General features: G+C 44.0%; 17 protein-coding genes. 6 read left to right on the forward strand and 11 right to left on the reverse strand.

The features are described from left to right. Positions 1 to 71 precede the first annotated feature (71 nt). The 4 genes from BUB08_RS14985 to BUB08_RS15000 all read right to left on the reverse strand — a co-directional run bounded on the left by BUB08_RS14985 (position 72) and on the right by BUB08_RS15000 (position 3,521). The gene (locus tag BUB08_RS14985) at positions 72 to 830 is read right to left on the reverse strand and encodes an MBL fold metallo-hydrolase (protein ID WP_073002714.1); all 759 of its coding nucleotides are present in this window, start codon (positions 828 to 830) and stop codon (positions 72 to 74) included. Positions 831 to 839: 9 nt separating this feature from the next. Continuing rightward, positions 840 to 2,246, reverse strand: coding sequence for an amidophosphoribosyltransferase (locus tag BUB08_RS14990; protein WP_073002715.1), 1,407 nt, complete (start codon positions 2,244 to 2,246; stop codon positions 840 to 842). A 98-nt stretch (positions 2,247 to 2,344) separates the two neighbouring features. Further along, the gene (locus BUB08_RS14995; protein WP_073002716.1) at positions 2,345 to 2,887 is read right to left on the reverse strand and encodes a hydrolase; all 543 of its coding nucleotides are present in this window, start codon (positions 2,885 to 2,887) and stop codon (positions 2,345 to 2,347) included. Positions 2,888 to 2,903: 16 nt separating this feature from the next. Beyond that, a complete protein-coding gene (locus BUB08_RS15000; protein ID WP_073002825.1) occupies positions 2,904 to 3,521 on the reverse strand; it encodes an SIS domain-containing protein in 618 nt (205 codons plus the stop codon). 233 nt (positions 3,522 to 3,754) lie between these two features. Between BUB08_RS15000 and sucC the strand changes: the two genes are divergently transcribed. From sucC to BUB08_RS15025, 5 genes are all read left to right on the forward strand, one after another. Beyond that, on the forward strand, positions 3,755 to 4,888 hold the full coding sequence (gene sucC / locus BUB08_RS15005; RefSeq protein ID WP_073002717.1) for an ADP-forming succinate--CoA ligase subunit beta: 1,134 nt from the start codon (positions 3,755 to 3,757) through the stop codon (positions 4,886 to 4,888). Positions 4,889 to 4,901: 13 nt separating this feature from the next. Beyond that, a complete protein-coding gene (gene sucD / locus BUB08_RS15010; protein ID WP_073002718.1) occupies positions 4,902 to 5,774 on the forward strand; it encodes a succinate--CoA ligase subunit alpha in 873 nt (290 codons plus the stop codon). Positions 5,775 to 5,987: 213 nt separating this feature from the next. Further along, positions 5,988 to 6,845 carry a YitT family protein gene (locus BUB08_RS15015; protein WP_073002826.1) on the forward strand — a complete coding sequence of 286 codons (858 nt, stop codon included), beginning with the start codon at positions 5,988 to 5,990 and terminating at the stop codon, positions 6,843 to 6,845. A 10-nt stretch (positions 6,846 to 6,855) separates the two neighbouring features. Then, on the forward strand, positions 6,856 to 8,142 hold the full coding sequence (locus tag BUB08_RS15020) for a M23 family metallopeptidase (protein ID WP_073002719.1): 1,287 nt from the start codon (positions 6,856 to 6,858) through the stop codon (positions 8,140 to 8,142). 129 nt (positions 8,143 to 8,271) lie between these two features. Further along, the gene (locus tag BUB08_RS15025; RefSeq protein ID WP_073002720.1) at positions 8,272 to 9,030 is read left to right on the forward strand and encodes a hypothetical protein; all 759 of its coding nucleotides are present in this window, start codon (positions 8,272 to 8,274) and stop codon (positions 9,028 to 9,030) included. 128 nt (positions 9,031 to 9,158) lie between these two features. Here the strand turns inward: BUB08_RS15025 and BUB08_RS15030 are convergent, their stop codons facing one another. From BUB08_RS15030 to rpsO, 7 genes are all read right to left on the reverse strand, one after another. Further along, positions 9,159 to 10,568, reverse strand: coding sequence for a sulfatase (locus BUB08_RS15030; RefSeq protein ID WP_073002721.1), 1,410 nt, complete (start codon positions 10,566 to 10,568; stop codon positions 9,159 to 9,161). A 72-nt stretch (positions 10,569 to 10,640) separates the two neighbouring features. Next, positions 10,641 to 12,011: a dipeptidase gene (locus BUB08_RS15035; protein WP_073002722.1), complete on the reverse strand. Its 1,371-nt coding sequence runs from the start codon at positions 12,009 to 12,011 to the stop codon at positions 10,641 to 10,643. A 237-nt stretch (positions 12,012 to 12,248) separates the two neighbouring features. After that, complete coding sequence (locus BUB08_RS15040; protein ID WP_073002723.1) at positions 12,249 to 14,003, reverse strand: tetratricopeptide repeat protein; 1,755 nt, start codon at positions 14,001 to 14,003, stop codon at positions 12,249 to 12,251. 88 nt (positions 14,004 to 14,091) lie between these two features. After that, on the reverse strand, positions 14,092 to 14,724 hold the full coding sequence (locus BUB08_RS15045) for a deoxynucleoside kinase (RefSeq protein ID WP_073002724.1): 633 nt from the start codon (positions 14,722 to 14,724) through the stop codon (positions 14,092 to 14,094). 16 nt (positions 14,725 to 14,740) lie between these two features. Continuing rightward, positions 14,741 to 15,223, reverse strand: coding sequence for an AtpZ/AtpI family protein (locus BUB08_RS15050; RefSeq protein ID WP_139249732.1), 483 nt, complete (start codon positions 15,221 to 15,223; stop codon positions 14,741 to 14,743). 84 nt (positions 15,224 to 15,307) lie between these two features. After that, entirely contained in the window at positions 15,308 to 17,590 is a 2,283-nt protein-coding gene (locus tag BUB08_RS15055) for a polyribonucleotide nucleotidyltransferase (protein WP_073002726.1), read from the reverse strand. A gap of 106 nt (positions 17,591 to 17,696) precedes the next feature. Next, on the reverse strand, positions 17,697 to 17,966 hold the full coding sequence (gene rpsO, locus BUB08_RS15060) for a 30S ribosomal protein S15 (protein ID WP_073002727.1): 270 nt from the start codon (positions 17,964 to 17,966) through the stop codon (positions 17,697 to 17,699). Positions 17,967 to 18,510: 544 nt separating this feature from the next. Here rpsO and BUB08_RS15065 point away from each other — a divergent pair. Continuing rightward, on the forward strand, positions 18,511 to 20,536 hold a 2,026-nt coding region (locus BUB08_RS15065), incomplete at its 3' end, for an HYR domain-containing protein (RefSeq protein ID WP_139249733.1).

A 20,536-nucleotide genomic window follows, 5' to 3' on the forward strand; every position in this document is an offset into this window, starting at 1 on the left:
AAAGCGACTGGCCTTTCTCAGGGAGAGGTGCTTGTTTGTAAAGAGTTTCGTTCTTTTTCTACCCGTCTCTTTTACAGCACAAAAACATCAGTGGGACCAAAGCGGGAAGTAAGCCGTACTTCATACTTCGATCTGTTCGGTTGATGGGCAGCCAGCGCAATTTCAGGTGTATTATTTTCTGCGGAAAGGTGACTTAAAAACACATATTTTAATTGGGCGCCGGCATTTTCATTAAGCAACTTAAATGACTGAACATTTGATAAATGGCCATGCGAAGAAGCAACGCGCCGTTTTAAATAGTATGGATACGGTCCGGTTTCCAGCATTTTTTCGTCGTAGTTCGATTCCAGAAAAACGGCATTGCATAACCCAATGTGTGTAATCACATTTTCGCAGGGTTCGCCAATGTCGGTAAATACGCCAACGTTTTTCCCGGCGTATTCAATACGAAATGAACACGGCTCTGATGCATCGTGATTTTTTAGAAAAGAGTGGATGGTGAATTCCTCGGTGTTAATGGATTCTCCCGGTTCGAAAAATCGCGGGTAGGCCGGCTGCATTGTTTTGTGGGCTGCGTAAAAAGTTTTGGCGGTAAAGTAAACCGGGACGTTTAGTTTCTTTGCCAGTACTCTCACTCCGCGAACATGATCGCTATGTTCGTGCGAAATAAATACTGCTTTTATTTTTAAGGGATTCAGCCCCCGTTCATCCATTCGTTTGAGTATCTGTTTGCAGGAAATCCCGGCATCAATCAAAACCGCATCCTTTTCGTTGCCTACATAGTAGCAATTTCCGTTACTTCCCGAAGCTATGGCGCATATTTCGAGCATAGATTTTTTTTAAAAATAGCTGCTTCCATCCCAGCAGTGCGTACAAAGTTTTTCTTTGGGCAACCCGATTGCTTCTACAAGATCGTGCATTTTTTGAAACTGCAGCGTAGTTAACCCCAGGTTTTTACGAATTTGGTTTACCATTGCTTTGTATTCGTCAGTCTCCGGATTGGCATATTTTTTTAGATCGGGTTCTTTCCCATCTTCAAGCTGGGTGATAGCTTTACGGGTTGCCAGTTCAAGCGCCTGCCTGGAACGCGAAAAGTTGAGAAATTCGCACGGATAAATTAGTGGAGGGCATGCAATGCGCATGTGCACTTCTTTGATGCCTTCGTTGTGCAGGTCGCGCGTGTTGTCTTTCAGCTGTGTTCCGCGTACAATGGAATCGTCGAGGAAAATACCCCGTTTCCCCTTGATAATTGCAGGGTTTGGAATCAGTTTCATTTTGGCGACCAACTCTCGGGTAACCTGGTTTTGCGGCATAAAACTGCGTGGCCAGGTAGGTGTGTACTTGGCGTACGGACGCATGTACGGTATTTTTCGTTCGTTGCTGTATCCAATGGCATGTCCCAGTCCGGAGTCCGGAATTCCGGCAACAAAGTCGGCTTCCACATCGTCTTTCCGAGCCAGTGCAGCCCCGCAGCGGTAACGCACTTCATCCACATTAATTCCTTCGTAATACGATGGCGGATATCCGTAATAAACCCACAGAAACGAGCAGACCTGCATTTTTTTCTCCGGCTTACGAAGCTGTTCGTACCCGTCGGCAGTAATGCGAACGATTTCTCCGGGGCCCAGAAATTTTTCAATTTTATAGTCGAGATTGGGGAACGCATTTGTTTCAGAAGTCACCGCAAAACCATTGCCGTTCTTTCCGATAATTACAGGAGTGCGGCCGAGTTTGTCGCGCGCGGCAATTATCATGTTTTCAGCAAGAATTAAAATAGAGCAGGATCCCTTAACATTTGCAAAAACATTTTCAATTCCCGAAATAAAATCTTCCCCATCGGCAATGAGCATGGCGGTTAGCTCTGTGGGGTTTACGCTGCCCTGGCTGGTTTCTGAAAACGTACGATGTTTTTTCAGAAAGCCTTTTTCCAGTTCGTTGGCGTTTCCTATTTTGCTAACCGTAGAAATGGCAAATTTTCCGAGATGTGAGTTGGTAACCAGGGGTTGCGCTTCGGTATCGCTAATTACTCCAATTCCTCCGTTCCCGCTGAAGTCAACGAGGTCGTTTTCAAATTTAGTTCTGAAATAGCCGTCTTCCAGGCTGTGAATAGCCCTTTGAAATCCGTCATTCGGGTTGTAATATGCAAGTCCGGCACGCTTGGTCCCGAGGTGTGAGTGGTAATCTGTTCCGTAAAATACAGAAGAAACACAGTCGGTTTTAGAGATAACGCCAAAAAATCCGCTCATTTGCTAATATGGTTTTTTTATTTGAGGCCCCGAAAATAGAGTTTTTTCTTCTGAATGACGGGGTAGCGGTTGTTTCTTTTTGCACAAACTGCGAACAGCTATTTAACCAGTTTCGAAATGGCTCTGAATTCCGGAGCCGTTGATGTACGGGTTAATTCAAATAAAATTGCTTCAACCGAAGTTATCATAATTCCTTCAAAACGAAACCGTTCTTTTGCAATTTCAATGCTTTCGGCAGTGCGCGATGAAACCCCGTCCAAAACGATAATCGGGGTGTATCCTGCCTCTTTTAAATCGATGGCCGTCTGGAGCACACAAACATGCGATTCGGCGCCGCAAATAATTACGTTTTTGGCCTGGCGTGTTTTAAGTGCTTCAATAACCAGTGGCTCGTCGCAGCAGCTAAAATCTCTTTTTTCGATGTATTGAAAATCAGGAATTAATGATTTAATTTCATCTATTGTTTCACCTAACCCCTTGGTGTACTGCTGAGTAACAACGAGTGGAGTTCCCAGTTCGTTTAATCCCTGTATTAGCGTTTGGCAATTTTTCAGAAACATTTCTTTTTCCCACACTGCCGGGAAAAGTCGTTCCTGAATGTCGATAATTAGCCCAACGGTGTTTTCTTTTGTGATTCGCATACTTATCAACGCTTTATTATTTTGAAAATTCTGTTCCTGCCTGCGAACGCGATTTGTCTCCGAGGTAACCGCCGTGGTGCCGTTTTGCGTAATCGCGGCTGGTAAATCCAATTTTTGTCATCATGCCAACAACCAAGGCATCGCCAATAACAGTCATTGCAGTAGTTGAGGTGGTTGGTGTCAGGCCGAGCGGACATACTTCGGCAGGATTCCCGGTGAAAATAAATACATCGGCATTTTTTGCCAACTCGCTTTCGGGGTTTCCTGAAATAACAATTAGGGGCAATCCCGGATAGAGTTCGCCCGACAAGCTGACAAGTTCAATAATTTCGCGGGTTTTTCCCGAATTGGAAATCAGCAGCAGCACATCATTTTCCTGAACCACGCCAAGGTCGCCATGTTGCGAATCGCTGGGATGTAAGAAAACTGCCGGAGTTCCGGTTGAACTGAAAGTGGTTGCAATATTTTCTGCAATTTGCCCGGCTTTTCCCATTCCGCTGGCCACCAACTTTCCTTTTTTTTCGTGAACGTGCTTGAAAATAATTTCAATCGCATCAGAAAATGCCGGACTTACCGGGATGTTTTTTATGGCTTCGGACTCACTGAGTATTACTTTTCGGATTAGTTCTTCCATGTGTTTTATTTTTTGCTGCAAATCTACAGGAAAAATTTGAGCCTTCCATACTGGTTTTGGCAATGAAAAAGGTTCTTTAACTTGAAAAACTTCAACAAGGGTTTTGTTGCAGTAAATCAACGAAAACAATGTTATATGTCATGAAAAAAAGACCCGGTTTGATTCGTCCCGATTGTTAAATAATTGGTATTTTTGTCCGTTATTTATCACTTCAGTACATCTAAATAATTGAAATGAAAATTCACGAATACCAAGCCCGAAATTTATTCAGGAAGTACGGGATTCCTGTTCCGGATGGCGTTGTTTGCCATTCGGTGGAAGAAGTTGAGAAAAATGTTCCCAACGATGAAAAACTACGTGTTGTAAAAGCACAGGTTCATGTTGGTGGACGTGGAAAAGCCGGTGGTGTTAAACTGGCAAAATCGAAGGCTGAAGCAGTTGAAAAAGCTGGTCAGATTCTGGGTATGGACATAAAAGGACTTACCGTAGAAAAGGTTCTGGTGGCTGATGCTGTTGATATTGAAAAGGAGTTTTATGTTGGTTTAATCAACGACCGTAACTCCAAGTCGGTAACCCTGATGGCAAGTGCTGAGGGTGGCGTCGAAATTGAAGAAGTAGCGCGTGTTTCGCCGGAGAAAATCATTAAAATGAGTATCGATCCTACCATGGGATTGATGGACTGGCAGGCACGAAAAATAGCTCTTCAATTGTTCCGCGACCCGAAAGAGATGAGACAGGCCGCAGCTATTCTGGTTAAACTTTACCGGCTTTACGTGGAAACAGATTCTTCTCTTGCTGAAATCAATCCGCTGGTGCTCACTCCCGATAAACGGGTGTTGGCTATCGACGGAAAAATGAATTTCGATGACAATGCCCTGTTTAGGCAGCCCGAAATTCTTAAAATGCGCGAATCAACTGAAGACGAAAAGAAAGAAATTGAAGCCAACGAAAAAGGACTTTCCTACATTAAACTCGATGGCAATATCGGTTGCATGGTAAACGGTGCCGGACTGGCAATGGCTACCATGGATATGATTAAGCTGTACGGAGGCGAACCGGCCAATTTCCTTGATATTGGTGGTTCTTCCAATCCGCAAAAAGTGGTGGAAGCAATGAGCATCCTGCTTAGCGACAGCAATGTGAAAGCAGTGATGATTAACATTTTTGGCGGAATTACCCGTTGCGACGACGTAGCCCGCGGGCTGGTAACTGCATTGCAGGAAATCAATACCGATATTCCGGTGGTTATTCGTTTATCGGGAACCAATGCAAAAGAAGGCCTGGAGATAATCCGGGAATACGGGTTGCCAACCGTCTCTACCATGAGCGAAGCCGCACAAAAAGCCATTGAGTTAAGTAACAAGTAAAAAGGAGAGAACAATGAGTATTCTGATAAACAAAGACACAAAAGTTTTAGTGCAGGGAATTACCGGGCGCGACGGGGCATTCCACACTTCTAAAATGAAAGATTACGGAACGAACATCGTTGGTGGAATTTCGCCCGGAAAAGGCGGCAGCGATGTTGGTGGTGTTCCGGTTTTTAATACGGTTGAGGAAGCGGTTAAAGCTACCGGAGCAAATGCTTCTGTAATTTTTGTGCCGGCTCCTTTTGCCGGAGATGCTATTCTGGAAGCCAGCTACGCAGGAGTTGACCTGGTGGTTTGTATTACAGAAGGTGTGCCTGTTCAGGACATGTTGAAAGTTACGCCGGTATTGAAACAAAACGGTACAAAACTGGTTGGTGCCAACTGCCCCGGACTGATTACTCCCGACGAATGCCTGATTGGTATTTTGCCGGCGATGATTTTCAAGAAAGGAAATGTAGGGCTGATTTCACGTTCAGGAACCCTGACTTACGAGGTGGTGAACATGCTTACCGAAGGCGGGCTAGGACAATCTACCTGCGTGGGAATTGGTGGCGACCCGGTTTCGGGATTGTACTTTATCGATTTGCTGGAAATGTACGAAAATGACCCGGAAACCGACGCTGTTGTGTTAATCGGAGAAATTGGCGGCGATGCCGAAGAGCAGGCTGCTGCTTTTATTAAAGAAAAAATGACCAAGCCGGTGGTTGCATTTATTGCCGGCCAGTCTGCACCTCCCGGAAAACGGATGGGACATGCCGGAGCTATTATATCAAGTGGCTCGGGTACCGCAGAAGAAAAAATTAAAGCATTTAATGAAGCCGGCGTTCCGGTAGCCAACGAACCCGGTAAAATTCCGGGGCTGGTGAAAGAAAAGCTGGGAATTTAAGTTGAGATAAAACCAGAGCAAAAGGCCGGGTGCGAAAGTGTCCGGCCTTTTTTTATGCTGAGTATCGCCAGTGGAGAGGCTTCATTGTTTTAAATCTCCATTAAGCTTTCAATTTCCTGACAAACCTCACTTTTTTTTCATTTTTCGGTTTGTTTTTTTGCGCCCTATTCAACCGAAATCATTTATTTTGCGATGTTTACAGAATTAACGAATATGAACCGGAAATTGGCGAATGCCATAAAGGATTATGTTATTATCACTTTCGGGCTATTGCTCTTTAATTTTGGGTGGGTGGTTTTCCTTATTCCTGCCGAAATTACTGGCGGTGGAGTGAGTGGAATAGGCGCAGTATTGTTTTATGCTGCAAAAATTCCGTTGGGTGTTTCTTACCTGGCGGTAAACGTGGTTTTGGTTATTATTGCCATAAAATTTCTCGGGGCAAATTTTGGCGTAAAAACCATATACAGTATTTTAGTTCTTTCAGCTTTCTTTTCCGTGTTTCAGGGGCTTGTGAAAGAGCCAATTGTCGATGACGTTTTCCTTTCTTCAGTTCTTGGTGGCATGGCCGGTGGTGTTGGTTTGGGTATTGTTTTTTCACGTGGGGGAAGTACCGGAGGAACCGATATTTTTGCCATGATTATTAATAAATACCGAAACATTAGTCCGGGGAGAATTATTTTATATTGCGATGTAATTATTATCGCATCGTCGTATTTTGTGTTTCAGTCGCCGGAGAAACTGGTTTACGGTTACGTTACGATGTGGGTGGTTGCCTATTCGCTCGATTCGTTTTTAAGTGGCGCCAATCGTTCTGCCCAAATGTTCATCGTTTCAAAAGAATACGAAAAAATTGCCAATTATATCAATAATGAGGCCATAAGAGGCGTTACTATACTTGACGGGAAAGGCTGGTACACCCGCGAGGCTACCAAAATAATTGTTTCGGTAGTCCGTAAAAAGGAAACCAGCCAGATTTTCAGAAAGATAAAAGAAATCGACCCGGAGGCATTTATTACCATGGGAAGCGTAATGGGTGTTTACGGAAAAGGATTTGACAAAATAAAAATGTAAAAGGGACTTCATGGTTGGATATTTTCGCTCGGTAATGCCGGTTATTGGGCTTTTAGTTATTATTTCACTTACTTTTTCCTGTCGGCAGGGAAAGGATAATAAGAACAGAGAACAAACAGAGTTAGACACAATAGCAACTTTACCTCCACCCGTTTTGAAATATGGGTTGCCTGTGGATTCCTTTCTCGTTGTAGACGGGACTGTCCGGCCAAATCAGCACCTGAGCCACATTTTAAGCAATTATGGCGTTGGAATGGGAACAATCGACCAGATTGCCCGGCAATCGAAAGATGTTTTCGACGTGCGTAAAATACGCGGCGGGAACAGGTATTCCATTTTTCAAACAGCAGATTCTCTTGCTGAAGCCCGTTATTTTGTGTACGAAAATTCAGCCACTGACTATTTTATATTTCAATTGTTCGATTCCCTTCAGGTTTCCCGGGGCGAGAAAGAAGTTGAAACTCGGCTGCGAACCGGCTGCGGAGAAATTGAGTCTTCGTTGTGGAACACCATGAAAGACAATGGACTGGATCCCATGTTGGCATTGAAACTTTCCGATATTTTTGCCTGGTCTATCGATTTTTATGCCATCCAGAAAGGCGACCGGTTCAGGGTTATTTACGATGAGCTTTTTGTGGATTCAACTTCCATCGGAATTGGAAATATTTATGCAGTACAATTTGACCATTACGGTTCTGAAAATTACGCTTTCCGGTTTTTTCAGGATGACCGGTTCGATTATTTCGATGATAAGGGTTTGAGTTTGCGCAAAGCATTTTTGAAATCGCCGCTGGAATTTTCTGCCCGAATCAGTTCCCGGTTTTCACATAGCCGTATGCATCCGGTTTTGCGTATTCGCAGGCCTCACCACGGGGTTGATTATGCAGCGCCCAAAGGTACTCCGGTGCGTACAATTGGCGACGGAACTGTTATCTCCCGTGCATATCAGGCAAGGGGAGGCGGTAATTATTTAAAGATTAAACACAATTCGGTTTATACAACTACATACATGCACTTGTCCGGTTTTGCCAAAGGAGTTGTTCAGGGAGCACGCGTTCAACAAGGGCAGGTGATTGGATTTGTAGGTGCCACGGGGTTGGCGACTGGTCCGCACCTCGACTTCAGAGTACATAAAAACGGAACTCCGGTTGACCCGCTTAAAGTGGAAGCACCGCCGGTTGAACCTGTCCACGAAAACCTGATGCCTGAATATACGGCACTAAAAGATTCGTTGCTGGGAGAACTGCACAAGATTATCTGGGATACAAAAATTCTGGCCGACGTTGAACAGGAGTAAAAGAACCGGGCAGTATTCTGAAAAACTTTATCTCTTTTTGCTTGTTTTATTTGGATGACTGAGGAGCTAGTGATCTGAGCTCCGTCTAAAATATTAATTTTGATATCAGGTTATTTAAAACAAGAAAGAATGGATAAGATGAGGTTTTTTTTAGCGTTGGGAATGATTGTGATTTTTGCATCGTGTGTTCGAAATAAAAGCGGGCAGACTACACAAACGGCAACTGTTGGCAGCCAAAAAGTTTTTGAAGTTTCAGAAGTAATTCAGGCAAACAGTTACACCTACCTTAAAGTAAAAGAAAACCAGGGCGAACGCTGGGTTGCGGTTACAAAACAGGACATTAATCCGGGCGATGTGTTTTATTACGACGAGGCTTTGCAAATGAATAACTTCCACAGCAAAGATTTAGACCGCACTTTCGACGTGGTTTATTTTGTCAATCAAATCAGTAAAGATCCCATCAGTAATCAATCTATGGGAGTAATGCCCGGCATGGGCGGAATGATGGGGAGTTCACACTCGGGGAAAGTAGAGCCCGGTAAAAAAGGAAGCATCCATCTCGAAAAGGCAGACAGCGAGTTAACTATTGCTGAAGTTTTTGGCAACAGGAAAGAATACGCAGGCAAAGAAATTGAAATCAGGGGCGTGGTTGTTAAGGTGAACCGACAGATTATGGGCAAAAACTGGATTCACATTCAGGACGGTACCAACAGCGATGGAAAATTTGACCTGACTATTACTTCGCAGGACATTGCTGAGGTAAACGACGAAGTAACGTTTAAAGGTAAAATTACCCTTGAAAAAGATTTTGGTTCGGGCTATTATTACGATGTGATAATGGAAGATGCTGCGCTAGTGAATAAAACAACTGCGAATATTACAATGTAACAATAGCAGGCGGTTTTTGCAGTCCTTTGCAAAACCGGATAGGCGGAGTTCTTTTGATTGTTGTATAAGTTTGAGACTTAAAAACAACGCACCATTTGCCTCTTTTGAGGCATTTTTTTTGCGCAGCCTCAGCGGTTCACAACAGGGAATTTTGCGCCGCTTTCTTTTAGTTTCTTGTCGAGTATCGTTTTCAGCTCTTTAGCTTTTTCCGGGTTTGCTTTGGAAATGTCATTGGTCTCTCCCGGATCTTCAGCGAGGTTAAAAAGTTCTGTGCGCTGGTCTTCATAAAAGAGAACCAGTTTCCAGTCGCCTTTTCTAATTGCAGAGCCGGGTGTCCATGCGCTTCCGTGGTAATGAGGGAAATGCCAGAAGATGGCATCCCGGTCAGGATTGCTGTCCCCGGTTAAAACAGGCAGTAGATTTACTCCGTCGTTTTGTTGGTGCTGAATGCCGGCAATGGATAGAATAGTGGTGAAAAAATCCATGCTTATTACCGGTTGCTCTGAAACACTGCCGCGCGATGAAATTTTGGGGCCGTCGATAATTAGTGGAACCCTGATTCCGCCTTCATAACACCATCCTTTTCCTGCGCGAAGCGGTCCGTTGGCTGTTGGTGCATTTTTTCGGAAAAGAGTAGAAAGACCGCCGTTATCGCTGGTGAAAATCACCCAGGTGTTTTCGTCCAGATTCTGTTCAGAAAGGGCATTTAGCAACCGGCCCACATTTTCGTCCATGGCCGCTACCATTGATGCATAAGCGGCGTCTTCCTGCAGCAGTTTCGTCCATCCTTCGCCTTCTTTTTTGTGGGGAATGGAATCCAGTCCCAGGGTTTCTCTCTTTTTTTGATAATTCTGAATGAATTTTTTTGATGCTTCAATGGGAGTATGTACGGTATAAAAAGAGAGGAAAAGCAGAAAAGGGTTTTCTTTATTTTGTTTCAGGAACCGAATACTTTCATCGGTTAGCCGGTCGGTTAGGTACTCGCCTTCGGGGCCGTCGGTTAGTTTAGGGTTGTTGTATGGAGAATAGTACCCTCCGGGCGGACTCCCTTTGTGGTGGCCGCCAATGTTGATGTCAAAACCCTGGTTTTCCGGTAAAAAGCCTTCGTCGCCCAAATGCCATTTTCCTGCAAAAAAAGTTATGTAACCGGCCTCTTTCATTTTTTCAGCCAGAGTGATTTCCTCCAACGCCAGTTCTGTCCTATCCTGAGGTCCAAGCAGTTTTTTGTTTTTGGGATCCTGCCCCGGAATCCAGTCTGTTATTTCAACCCGGTTCGGGTGTTTTCCCGTCATTATTGCTGCGCGGGTAGGACTGCAAACCGGACTGGCTGAGTAGGCATTGGTAAACCGGACTCCGTGTGTCGCCAGTTTGTCAATATTGGGTGTGTCGTAAAAGCTTTCCGGAAAATTGCATTTTACATCGGCCCAGCCCAGGTCGTCAACCAGAATAACTACAAAATTGGGCGGTGTGTCTTTTGGTGTGCATGCATTTATCAGGGTTACGAGAACAGTTGCCAGAAAAATCCTGTTTATTGACATGGCGAAAGTTATTTGAAAACATTCAGCAGGGAAACTAAAGTAGCCTGCTGAATGAATATTATTTACAATGAATTATTTGCTCAGCTCTGCAAAATACTTGTAAAAGAGGGGGATGGTTTTAATTCCACTAAAAAATTGTTCCAGCGGATAATTTTCGTTCGGTGAGTGGATAGCATCGGATTCCAGTCCGAATCCCATCAGTACCGATTTTACGCCCAGAACTTCTTCAAATGTTGAAATGATAGGGATGCTGCCTCCGGAACGAAATGGAACCGGGCGTTTGCCGTAAACATCGTTGTAGGCTTTTTCTGCAGCCTGATACGCCGGAATGTCGATGGGGCAAACATACCCCTGCCCGCCGTGTAAGGAAGAAACTTCAACTTTTACACTTTTTGGAGCAATGCTTTCGAAATGGTTTTTGAACAGCTCGGCAATTTTAATGTGATCCTGATTGGGAACCAGGCGTGTTGAAATTTTCGCAAATGCTTTTGACGGAAGTACAGTTTTGGCTCCTTCTCCCGTATAACCGCCCCATATTCCGCAAACATCGAATGACGGCCGGATTCCGGTACGTTCGTTGGGCGTAAAACCTTTTTCGCCTGTCAGCTCTTCTACTTCTATGGCTTTTTTGTATTCTGCTTCATTAAAAGGAGCTCTTCCGAGCAACTCACGCTCTTCAGCCGAAACTTCCATTACATCGTCGTAAAATCCGGGGATGGTTATTTTGCCTTTTCCGTCCACCATTTTGTCTATCATGGAGCACAGCACGTTAATTGGGTTGGCAACAGTGCCTCCAAAAATGCCTGAGTGCAAGTCGCGGCTGGGGCCTGTAACTTCTACCTGCCAGTATGCGAGGCCGCGCAGCCCGGTTGTAATAGAAGGAATATCAGCGGCAATCATCGAAGTGTCTGAAACAAGAATTACGTCTGCTTTCAGCATGTCAACGTTTTCTTCGCACCATTTGCCCAGGTTGGGAGAACCAATCTCTTCTTCACCTTCAATCATGAATTTTACGTTGCAGGGGAGTGTGTTGGTTTTTACCATCAGCTCAAATGCTTTGGCGTGCATCATTCCCTGCCCTTTGTCGTCGTCGGCTCCACGTGCCCAGATTTTGCCGTCGCGAACTTCAGGTTCAAACGGATTGGTGTTCCATTTTTCGATGGGATCCACCGGCATTACATCCATGTGCGAATAGACCAATACAGTAGGCAACGACGGGTCTATTATCTTTTCGCCGTAGGTAACCGGATTTCCCTTTGTTTCGAAAATTTCGGCTTTGTCGGCGCCGGCTTTTAACAATGTTTCTTTCCAGTATTCTGCCGCTTTGTGCATGTCCGGTTTGTGCTCGGCTAACGAACTGATTGACGGGATTCGTAACAGCCCGAAAAGGTCTTCCAAAAACCGGTCTTTGTTTTCTTCGATGTATTTATTGATTGTTTCCATAACTAATAAATTGAATTTTTATACGATTAAAATTTTATACTTTCAGCGCTATTGCTTTGAATCTGGACCTGTGTAAATTCTTCGTTTGGTGTAATCTTTACCTGTCAGTTTCATCTTAAAATAATGATTCGCAAAAAATACTGTTTTCTGGTTGAAAATGAAAAGCAATATGTCATAAAAACAAAGGGCAACCATTATTTGGCTGCCCTTTTCATGTATTTTTTTATCTGAAATTTTTTATTTCACGATTTCCTGAAAACGTGCGTTGTTAAAGTATTTAACAAATTCCAGGTCAGTTTTTGCTTTTGCTTTCATTTCAGGTTTGTACTCAACGGCAGCGCTGAGGCTTTCGAAAAGCAGGTTTTCGCGGGCTGTGCGTGCGCCAACTACTGCTTTTAGGTATTCTTTCATGAAGCAGTTTGGACGTTCGCAGGCTTCCAAATCACGAAGTGCACCGTTGTTGTCTCCGGCCAAAATTTTTGCCAGTCCGGTGTTTACATCCTGGAAGTCGCTGAAGTACCTTACAGCCTGGTCGTAATTTGCTTTTTTAATGCTTACAATTCCTAAGTTGTAGTTTACTTCTTTTCCTGCACCGGCGGCAGCTCCAAACAATTTTTCTGCTTCGTCAACTTTGTTTTCAAACAAAGCAATTGCGCCCAGGTTATTTTTGATAACCGGTTCGTCGTTTTTCAACTGTTCAGCTTTTTCGAACAACGGTTTTGCGTCGTTGTATTTCATTTGTTTTACCAGTACGTAACCTGCATTGTTGGGGCCACGCCAGTCGTTCGGATATACTTTAATGAACGATTTGTAAACAGAAAGCTGTTCGTCAAGGTCTTCGAACAAAGTAGCAGCGTAAAGCAGTTCTGCCGGATTCAGAGAAGCAGGGTCTGATTTGGCAAGTGCCATCAGTTCTTCGTCAGTTTTTCCAATCAGTTCAACGCTGGTCATCATTTTAGCGCGACGCAGTTCCGGAAGAATTTTGTCTGCCAGTTCTGTGAACGTTTCCGAAAGATTTCTGATTTCACGTTCGCGAACTTCAGGGTCTCTGTACATGGAAAGAACACGCAAAATCAGTTCTTTGTCCTGAATGTTTGAGCCTTCCAGTTTTTCTTTGAAACCGTCCCAGTCTTCGGGAGTGTATTTTGTTTTCATGTTGAAATCAACGCCCAGTTCTTTCAATTTTTTAGCGAGGTAATCAGAAGAAGAGTCTTTCCTTTTTCCTGCCAGTTCGGTGTTGAAATCAATTGTTCCGTCAGGTGAAGCGTAAGCAGAAACTTCAATCTCTTTCAGGTCAATGCGGTCTTCTTCGTTGGCCTTCTGAGTATATTTCAGGTATTCAAGTACGTCTTCGGCGCTGAGTTCTTCCTTGCGAATGTTTGCACGGTTGATGAGGTAATGAATGTCAGCCAGCATTTCGTCCGGAACAATTCTCTGGAACGGGTCGATGTTAGGATCGTATTTGCCGGTGTTGTTTGCTTCGCGGCGTACTCCTAAAATCGGTTTTGGAAAGTTGGCAACCATTGTGCTGGTAGCAATAACTCCATCGGCTATTTTAATCGGATCAAAATCGAGGCTTTTGGCTCCTTTTGAAGCGGTGATGTTAACAAACAATTCTGATTTCCTCATAGGATCATCAAAATCGGCTGCATCTTTATAGCTAAAAGTTCCTCCGGCATTGTAGCTGATTACCCTGTTGTTGCCCTGTACTTTTTCTCCCTGAAGAGTAACCGGGCTAAACTTCGTTTGACCGCCTTCGTATTTCAATACTGGCGTGGCCGTTAACGTAGCTTTTTTGTTAAAGTATTTTACCGGAAAACGCCCGTCAACTGTCAGGTCAACTTCTCCTGCGTGGGCTTCCAATACCTCGGGGGTAACTTTAAACTGAATTTGATCTGCATTTTTCTTCATCTTTTTCAACCCTGCGCAGCCCGACAGAAGCACAGCGGTTAATGCAAATAAAAACAACGATTTTAATCTGAAATTTTTCATAACATACCGAATTATTTATATTAAAACTTATTCCCTATCTCACAAAAATAGCAAGCTTTTTTTTATCCGAAAGTGAATGGCTGCAAAATTAGGGCAAAATCAGTCTATTTGTACCCGATCTATAATTACTTTTGAAAATCTTATTTTTCAGCAGTAAAAAGTGCTCCGGGTTTTCCACAAAATCGATTTGGTTGATGTCGATTATAAGCACTGGAAATGAGTGTGTTGATTTGATAAAAGAGAAATATCCTGCTTTGATTTTTTCCAGGTAGTCAGGGGAAATATCCTGCTCATAATCGCGTCCTCTTTTTTTTATGTTTTCGAGCAGTTTTTCGGTGTCGGCATGAAGAAACACATACAAGTCGGGCTTGGGAACCGATTCTGAAACCATGTTGAAAATTTGCCTGAAAAGATGGTATTCATCTGTTTTTAGCGTGTTTTGAGCAAAAATAGCCGTCTTTGCAAAGTAGTAGTCGGCAATTAAAAGCGGATGAAAAAGGTCCAGGTTGAGAACTTCCTTTTTTATCTGGTTGTATCTGTCGGCCAGAAACGAAAGCTCAAGCGGAAAAGAGTAGCGCTCCTGGTCTTTATAGAATTTGGGCAGAAACGGGTTGTCAGCAAACTGCTCCAGAATAAGTTTGGCATTCATTTCTTCGGCCAGCATTTTGGCTAAAGTTGTTTTTCCCGACCCAATATTTCCTTCGATAACTAAAAACTTCATGGCACAACGGTAGCTTCTACATCAGCTTATTCAGCTTTCTGATTTTTGAATCCTTTCTGTTTCCCCACACATAGCCGGTAAAAAGCCCCGCAACAAATCCTGCAGCCAGCATAATCCAATCCTGGGCAGGGAACAGTTTCATGAGAAAATAGCCCAGCAAAAGCCCGGCAACCATTCCGAAGAATGAAAATAAATATGAGAAGTAAAACGGAGGGAAGAACCCGTGTGTTTTTTGCATGTGTGACGACAAGCGGCCAATTATCCGGTCGTACTCTTTGCGCGATTTGCCGGGAACCTCAACCGCTTCGTCAATTTTCAGGCTGATTTCAGCAATGTTCAGCTTCTCTTTTTGGCAAACAGAACAACTTTTAGAGAAGTCGTCGACCCTGGAAATGTTCCGTTTGAATTCATCTATCCTGAAAAACCTGAGGTCGCGTTGTTTTGCTCCCTGCAATTTTTCATCGAGTTGGGAAGTCAATTGTTGTGCCCAGTTTTCCATGCTTTTTTTGTGGATCAAAATTAGCAAATAAAAAGAAAAGCCGCCCAATGTATGAACGGCTTCCTTCGAAAATATTTTTATGCATTAGTTGTCGCGGCGTGGCGGTCTTTGCTGATCGCGACGGTCATTATCACGACGGAAATCTCTGCGGTCTCCTCCGCGGCGGTCGTCTCTGCGGCCTCCACCGTCTCTCCTTTGAGGACGATCTGTGCGTGGAGGACGTTCTACGTAGCCTTCCGGTTTTGGAAGCAACGCTCTCCGCGAAAGTTTCAACTTGCCGGTTTTTTCGTCAACACCAATAAGTTTTACTTCAATTTCGTCGCCTTCTTTTACTACATCTTCAGGAGATTCAACCCTTTCCCAAGCCATTTCGGAAACGTGAAGCAGGCCGTCTTTCCCTGGTATGATTTCAACAAAAGCGCCAAAAGAAACCACTGATTTTACTTTCCCTTTGTAGATTTCTCCTACTTCGGGAACAGCAATAATGGCTTTAATTCTTTTTTTAGCAGCTTCGATTGCATCTATGCCGGCACCTGAAATCTGGACCTTACCCATGTCGTCAACTTCTTCGATAACGATAACGGTTTCGGTTTCTTCCTGAATTGCCTGAATGATTTTTCCTCCGGGTCCAATCACAGCACCAATCGTATCTTTCGGAATTTCGATGGTTTCAATTCGAGGTACATTCGGTTTATAGTCGGCACGCGGTTCCGGAATTACTTCCAGAATTTTACCTAAAATGTGCATCCTGCCTTCTTTGGCCTGAGTTAAAGCCTGAGAAAGTACTTCGTAAGGAAGTCCGTCTACTTTGATATCCATTTGTGTGGCGGTGATGCCGTTAACAGTACCGGTTACTTTAAAGTCCATGTCTCCCAGGTGATCTTCGTCTCCCAGGATGTCGGAAAGGATGGCATATTTGTCGGAATCTTTATCGGTAATCAGCCCCATGGCGATACCGGAAACCGGATTTTTCATTTTGATTGCTGCGTCCATCATTCCCATGGTTCCGGCGCAAACTGTTGCCATAGACGAAGAACCGTTTGATTCAAGAATGTCGGAAACTACGCGGACAATGTACGGGAAGTCATCCGGAATCATTCTTTTCAAAGCCCGGTGAGCCAGGTTCCCGTGCCCGATTTCACGACGGCTGACTCCACGCGGAGTGCGCGGTTCGCCTACGCAAAATGGCGGGAAATTGTAGTGAAGCAGGAATTTTTCTTTTCCCTGAACCGTAACATTGTCGATGATTTTTTCATCCATTTTGGTTCCCAGGGTAACTGATGTCAGCGACTGGGTTTCGCCTCGTGTAAATATTGCCGAACCGTGTGCTCCTGGCAAATAATCCACTTCGCCCCAAATTGGCCTGATTTCGTCTGTTTTACGGCCATCGAGCCTGATTTTGTCATCCAGAATCATCCGGCGCATGGCTTCTTTTTCCACGTCGTGGAAATATTTTTTTATGAGCTTTTCATGAAGTTCAATGTCTATTTCAGCGTTTTCGGCATTGGCTTCTTTGTAAGTTTCAATGTATTCGTCGCGGATGGCATCGAATCCTGCCATACGTTCGTGTTTGTTGGCAATTTGCTGTTTTGCAAAATCGTAACATTTGCCGTACAAATCTGCTTTTACTTTCTCGCGGAGTTCTTCATCGTTGTTTTCGTGGCAGTATTCACGTTTTACGATGCCAAGTTCAGCAGTAAGTTCTTCCTGTATTTTACAGTGCTTTTTAATTTCTTCGTGAGCGAATTTGATGGCTTCCAGCATCTCTTCTTCAGAAACTTCGTTCATTTCCCCTTCTACCATCATAATGTTGTCGAAGGAAGCGCCAACCATAATGTCGATATCAGCCTTTTCTAACTGAGAGCGGGTGGGGTTGATTATGAATTCGCCGTTTACTCTTGCAACGCGAACTTCTGAAATGGGTGTTTCAAACGGAATGTCAGAAACGGCAATTGCCGCAGATGCAGCAAGTCCTGCCAAAGCATCGGGTAGATCTTCTTTGTTTGCAGAAATCAGTGAAATCATCATTGCAGTTTCTGCGTGATAATCTTCGGGGAAAAGCGGACGCAGTGCCCTGTCAACCAAGCGGGCTACCAGAATTTCTTCGTCCGACGGGCGTCCTTCACGTTTTAAAAAGCCCCCGGGGAATCGTCCGGCAGCTGAGAATTTCTCGCGGTAGTCAACCGAAAGCGGCATAAAATCTACGTCTTCTCCTGCTTCCTGCGCCGAAACAACGGTTGCCAGCAACATGGTTTCACCCATGCGAACCACCACCGAACCGTCGGCCTGTTTGGCCAATTTCCCGGTTTCTATGGTAATCGTCCTGCCGTCGGCAAGTTCGATTGTTTTTGTAGTTGTGTTTACCATAATTTTTCTAATAAATTCAAAATGTTTTCAAAAATACAATGGGTGGTGAGGTTTTGCAAGGTACAAAAAAGAAAGGCAACCAAAACATTGCCTTTCTATTATTTTCTTATTTACGCAGATTTAGTTTTTCGATGATTGCGCGGTATCGGGCAATATCTTTTTCTTTTAAGTAGTCGAGCAGTCTGCGCCGCTTTCCAACTAATTTAATCAATGACCTGCGTGTGCTTATGTCTTTTTTGTTGATTTTTAAATGTTCTGTCAGGTGATTAATTCTGAAGGAGAACATTGCAATCTGGCCTTCGGCACTGCCGGTGTCTTTTTCGTCTTTTCCGTACTGGGCAAAGAATTCCTGTTTCTTTTCCGGTGTTAAATACATCTTGTTAAAATTTAAATTATACCATGTTTAAACCGCAACATCGCTTTCAATAGAAACGGCTTAAAATTACCGGGTGCAAAAGTAGGTAAAAGTTTTTGATTTTCAAACCGTAGTGATTGGGTTGAAAAGCATATATTATGTTAATGTTTTGTTTGAATTTTTAATCCGAAAAGGTTGTTAAAGTTTAAGTGCGTTCTTTTTGTGTAAAGCCAATTGCCGGAAGTAGTTTAAGATACTATGTGACGAATGATTTTATTGCTTGGTTAGTGATGCTACAAATCAAGGGATACCGAGAGTTTTAGTAATGTTTTTCCCGGTGATATGAAATTTAACCAGATGGAAAAGTAGCCGTTAAAAAACTGGTACTGGAAAGTAAGTAAAAGCTGGTGTCTTTTAGAATAAAGCATTGAGGGTGGTCAATTTGGTCACCCTTTTTTTTGAAAAAAAGTGATAACTTTTTTCTGGTGGTTTTCTGAAAACTGCGTAACTTAAATGGCTTTTTCGAGACAGAACACGTTAAGAATTTTTAAAATCAAAAACTACTATGAGAAAATTTTACTTGTTGTTACCTTTTTTTCTACTGTTTTCTGCCTTTTCTTTCGGGCAGGAGAGTAACCGGATAAATGACGGTTCTCCAGGTTTTTATGACAGTTTAAAAGGCAAAACTTTGCCTCTTTTTACCAAGTCGGCAACAATTGGCACTAAGTCGGCCATGGCTGCAGACGAAGCCTTAGTTTATGTAGATTATGCTTTAGCGAATGATGGCGTTGTTGACGGGCTTACAGCCTTGGGGTACACTGTAACCATCGCTTCTAGCTGGAATGATTTTAGCACACAGCTGGCATCGGGAGATTTTGGTATTGCAGTTGCATTTGCACAGGACAACGGCGCTTTTGGCAATGGGTTTGATGTTGCTGCTGCGGAAAACTATATCAGCTCCGGGGGGAAGATGGTTTTTGCTACCTGGAATTCAGGTGATGAACCGATAGCTAACTTATTCGAGGCTCATCTTACTGGGAATAGTAATCGCAATACAGTGTCTATTACGGATACTGATATTGCAAGTGGGATTACCAACCCGTTTTCGCTTGCGAATCCTGGTTGGGGAATCTACTCTTTAGGATTGGAACCTTTGGGAGGAGGAGAAATGTTGGCTACTTTTGAAAATGGAGAGGCGGCTATGGTGCTCGGTAACTCGGGGCAGACCATTATGCTGGGCTACTTGTCTGACACTCCGCCTGCTGCAGAACGGCAGGCCATTTTTGAAAATGTAGTAAAAAAATTAGCAGGGCTATGTAATGAAGACATTGTAGTTGACAACGATGAAGGACAATGCGGCGCTGTTGTAACATACGATGCGCCAACTGCTGATGGAGCTGTTGTTACTCAGATAGATGACAGTGGATTTGTCAGCGGCGATGAATTTCCCGTGGGGGAAACTACCCAGGAGTTCGAATTTGATTATGGTGGTGGCGATAAAGACACCTGTAGTTTTACAGTAACGGTGAACGATGTGGAATTTCCTGTAATTGACTGCCCCGCAAACATTGTTATTGAAAATGATCCCGGGGAGGGCGGCGCTGTAGTTTGGTACTCGGCAACGCAAAACTTTACAGGTGAATTTGCTCCCGAAAACTGGACATTGGAAACCAATGGCGGCAACGGGGATGTTGACTTGTCCGAAGCCCCGGGGAAAATCACTCTTTGGGGGTCAGACGGTGATTCTGGCAGTGAGATTTTTACGGAGTACAAAATTACCATCCCTGCTGACGGTTCCATGTCGTTTACGTGGAATTATTTGACTCTCGATGAGGATGGACCTTCGTTTGATCCTTTTGGGTATAGCGTTAACGGGAACTATATGCAATTATCTTATGATGAAGGGGGCATAATGCAGGAAGATTCGGAAACCATTGCTTTGAATGCGGGAGATGAGTTTTCTTTTTTCGTTTGGACTGAAGATGATGTTGCCGGAGCCGGGAGTTCTGCTGTGATTGACTTTGTTTTTAGCCGCGGAGGAGTGGAAGTAACAGATAATTGTCCCGGAACCGATTGGGCAGCCAATTATGAATCAGGCTCATTCTTTCCTATTGGGGAAACAGAGGTTGTGTTAACTGCGACTGATGCATCAGGGAATACTTCTACCTGTAGTTTTGCCGTGACCGTTAATGATACCGAAGGCGCAGAGGTAGTTGCCAACCCCATTGACGTTTACCTGGACGAAACGGGAGGTTACACGCTTGCTCCGGAAGATTTGGAAATGATGGCCGACGGAACCACAGATAATTATACCCCGTTTGAGGAATTGGAACTTTCTGCTTATCCTCATATTTTTAATTGCGGCCAGGTAGGCGAACCCATTCATACCCGCCTGACGGTAGAAGACAACGAAGGTAACATTTCCCGTGCGTGGACTGTGGTGACCGTTTACGACACCATTGCCCCGGTTTTTGCCCCGGTAGCCGATGTAGAAATCGTCCTCGAACCCGGAGTTGCAGAAACTGCCATAGAATATCCTGCAATTGAAGTAACAGACAATTGCATGCCTACCCCGGAACTTATAGAAGGCC

This window comes from Mariniphaga anaerophila, from assembly GCF_900129025.1.
GTDB classification, from domain to species: Bacteria; Bacteroidota; Bacteroidia; order Bacteroidales; family Prolixibacteraceae; genus Mariniphaga; species Mariniphaga anaerophila.

What these genes read in the sequence shown, in the direction of transcription:
- BUB08_RS14985 (WP_073002714.1), bottom strand. Translation starts at nt 830, where the DNA reads ATGCTCGAAATATGCGCCATAGCTTCGGGAAGTAACGGAAATTGCTAC.
- BUB08_RS14990 (WP_073002715.1), bottom strand. Translation starts at nt 2,246, where the DNA reads ATGAGCGGATTTTTTGGCGTTATCTCTAAAACCGACTGTGTTTCTTCT.
- BUB08_RS14995 (WP_073002716.1), bottom strand. Translation starts at nt 2,887, where the DNA reads ATGCGAATCACAAAAGAAAACACCGTTGGGCTAATTATCGACATTCAG.
- BUB08_RS15000 (WP_073002825.1), bottom strand. Translation starts at nt 3,521, where the DNA reads ATGGAAGAACTAATCCGAAAAGTAATACTCAGTGAGTCCGAAGCCATA.
- sucC (WP_073002717.1), top strand. Translation starts at nt 3,755, where the DNA reads ATGAAAATTCACGAATACCAAGCCCGAAATTTATTCAGGAAGTACGGG.
- sucD (WP_073002718.1), top strand. Translation starts at nt 4,902, where the DNA reads ATGAGTATTCTGATAAACAAAGACACAAAAGTTTTAGTGCAGGGAATT.
- BUB08_RS15015 (WP_073002826.1), top strand. Translation starts at nt 5,988, where the DNA reads ATGAACCGGAAATTGGCGAATGCCATAAAGGATTATGTTATTATCACT.
- BUB08_RS15020 (WP_073002719.1), top strand. Translation starts at nt 6,856, where the DNA reads ATGGTTGGATATTTTCGCTCGGTAATGCCGGTTATTGGGCTTTTAGTT.
- BUB08_RS15025 (WP_073002720.1), top strand. Translation starts at nt 8,272, where the DNA reads ATGGATAAGATGAGGTTTTTTTTAGCGTTGGGAATGATTGTGATTTTT.
- BUB08_RS15030 (WP_073002721.1), bottom strand. Translation starts at nt 10,568, where the DNA reads ATGTCAATAAACAGGATTTTTCTGGCAACTGTTCTCGTAACCCTGATA.
- BUB08_RS15035 (WP_073002722.1), bottom strand. Translation starts at nt 12,011, where the DNA reads ATGGAAACAATCAATAAATACATCGAAGAAAACAAAGACCGGTTTTTG.
- BUB08_RS15040 (WP_073002723.1), bottom strand. Translation starts at nt 14,003, where the DNA reads ATGAAAAATTTCAGATTAAAATCGTTGTTTTTATTTGCATTAACCGCT.
- BUB08_RS15045 (WP_073002724.1), bottom strand. Translation starts at nt 14,724, where the DNA reads ATGAAGTTTTTAGTTATCGAAGGAAATATTGGGTCGGGAAAAACAACT.
- BUB08_RS15050 (WP_139249732.1), bottom strand. Translation starts at nt 15,223, where the DNA reads ATGGAAAACTGGGCACAACAATTGACTTCCCAACTCGATGAAAAATTG.
- BUB08_RS15055 (WP_073002726.1), bottom strand. Translation starts at nt 17,590, where the DNA reads ATGGTAAACACAACTACAAAAACAATCGAACTTGCCGACGGCAGGACG.
- rpsO (WP_073002727.1), bottom strand. Translation starts at nt 17,966, where the DNA reads ATGTATTTAACACCGGAAAAGAAACAGGAATTCTTTGCCCAGTACGGA.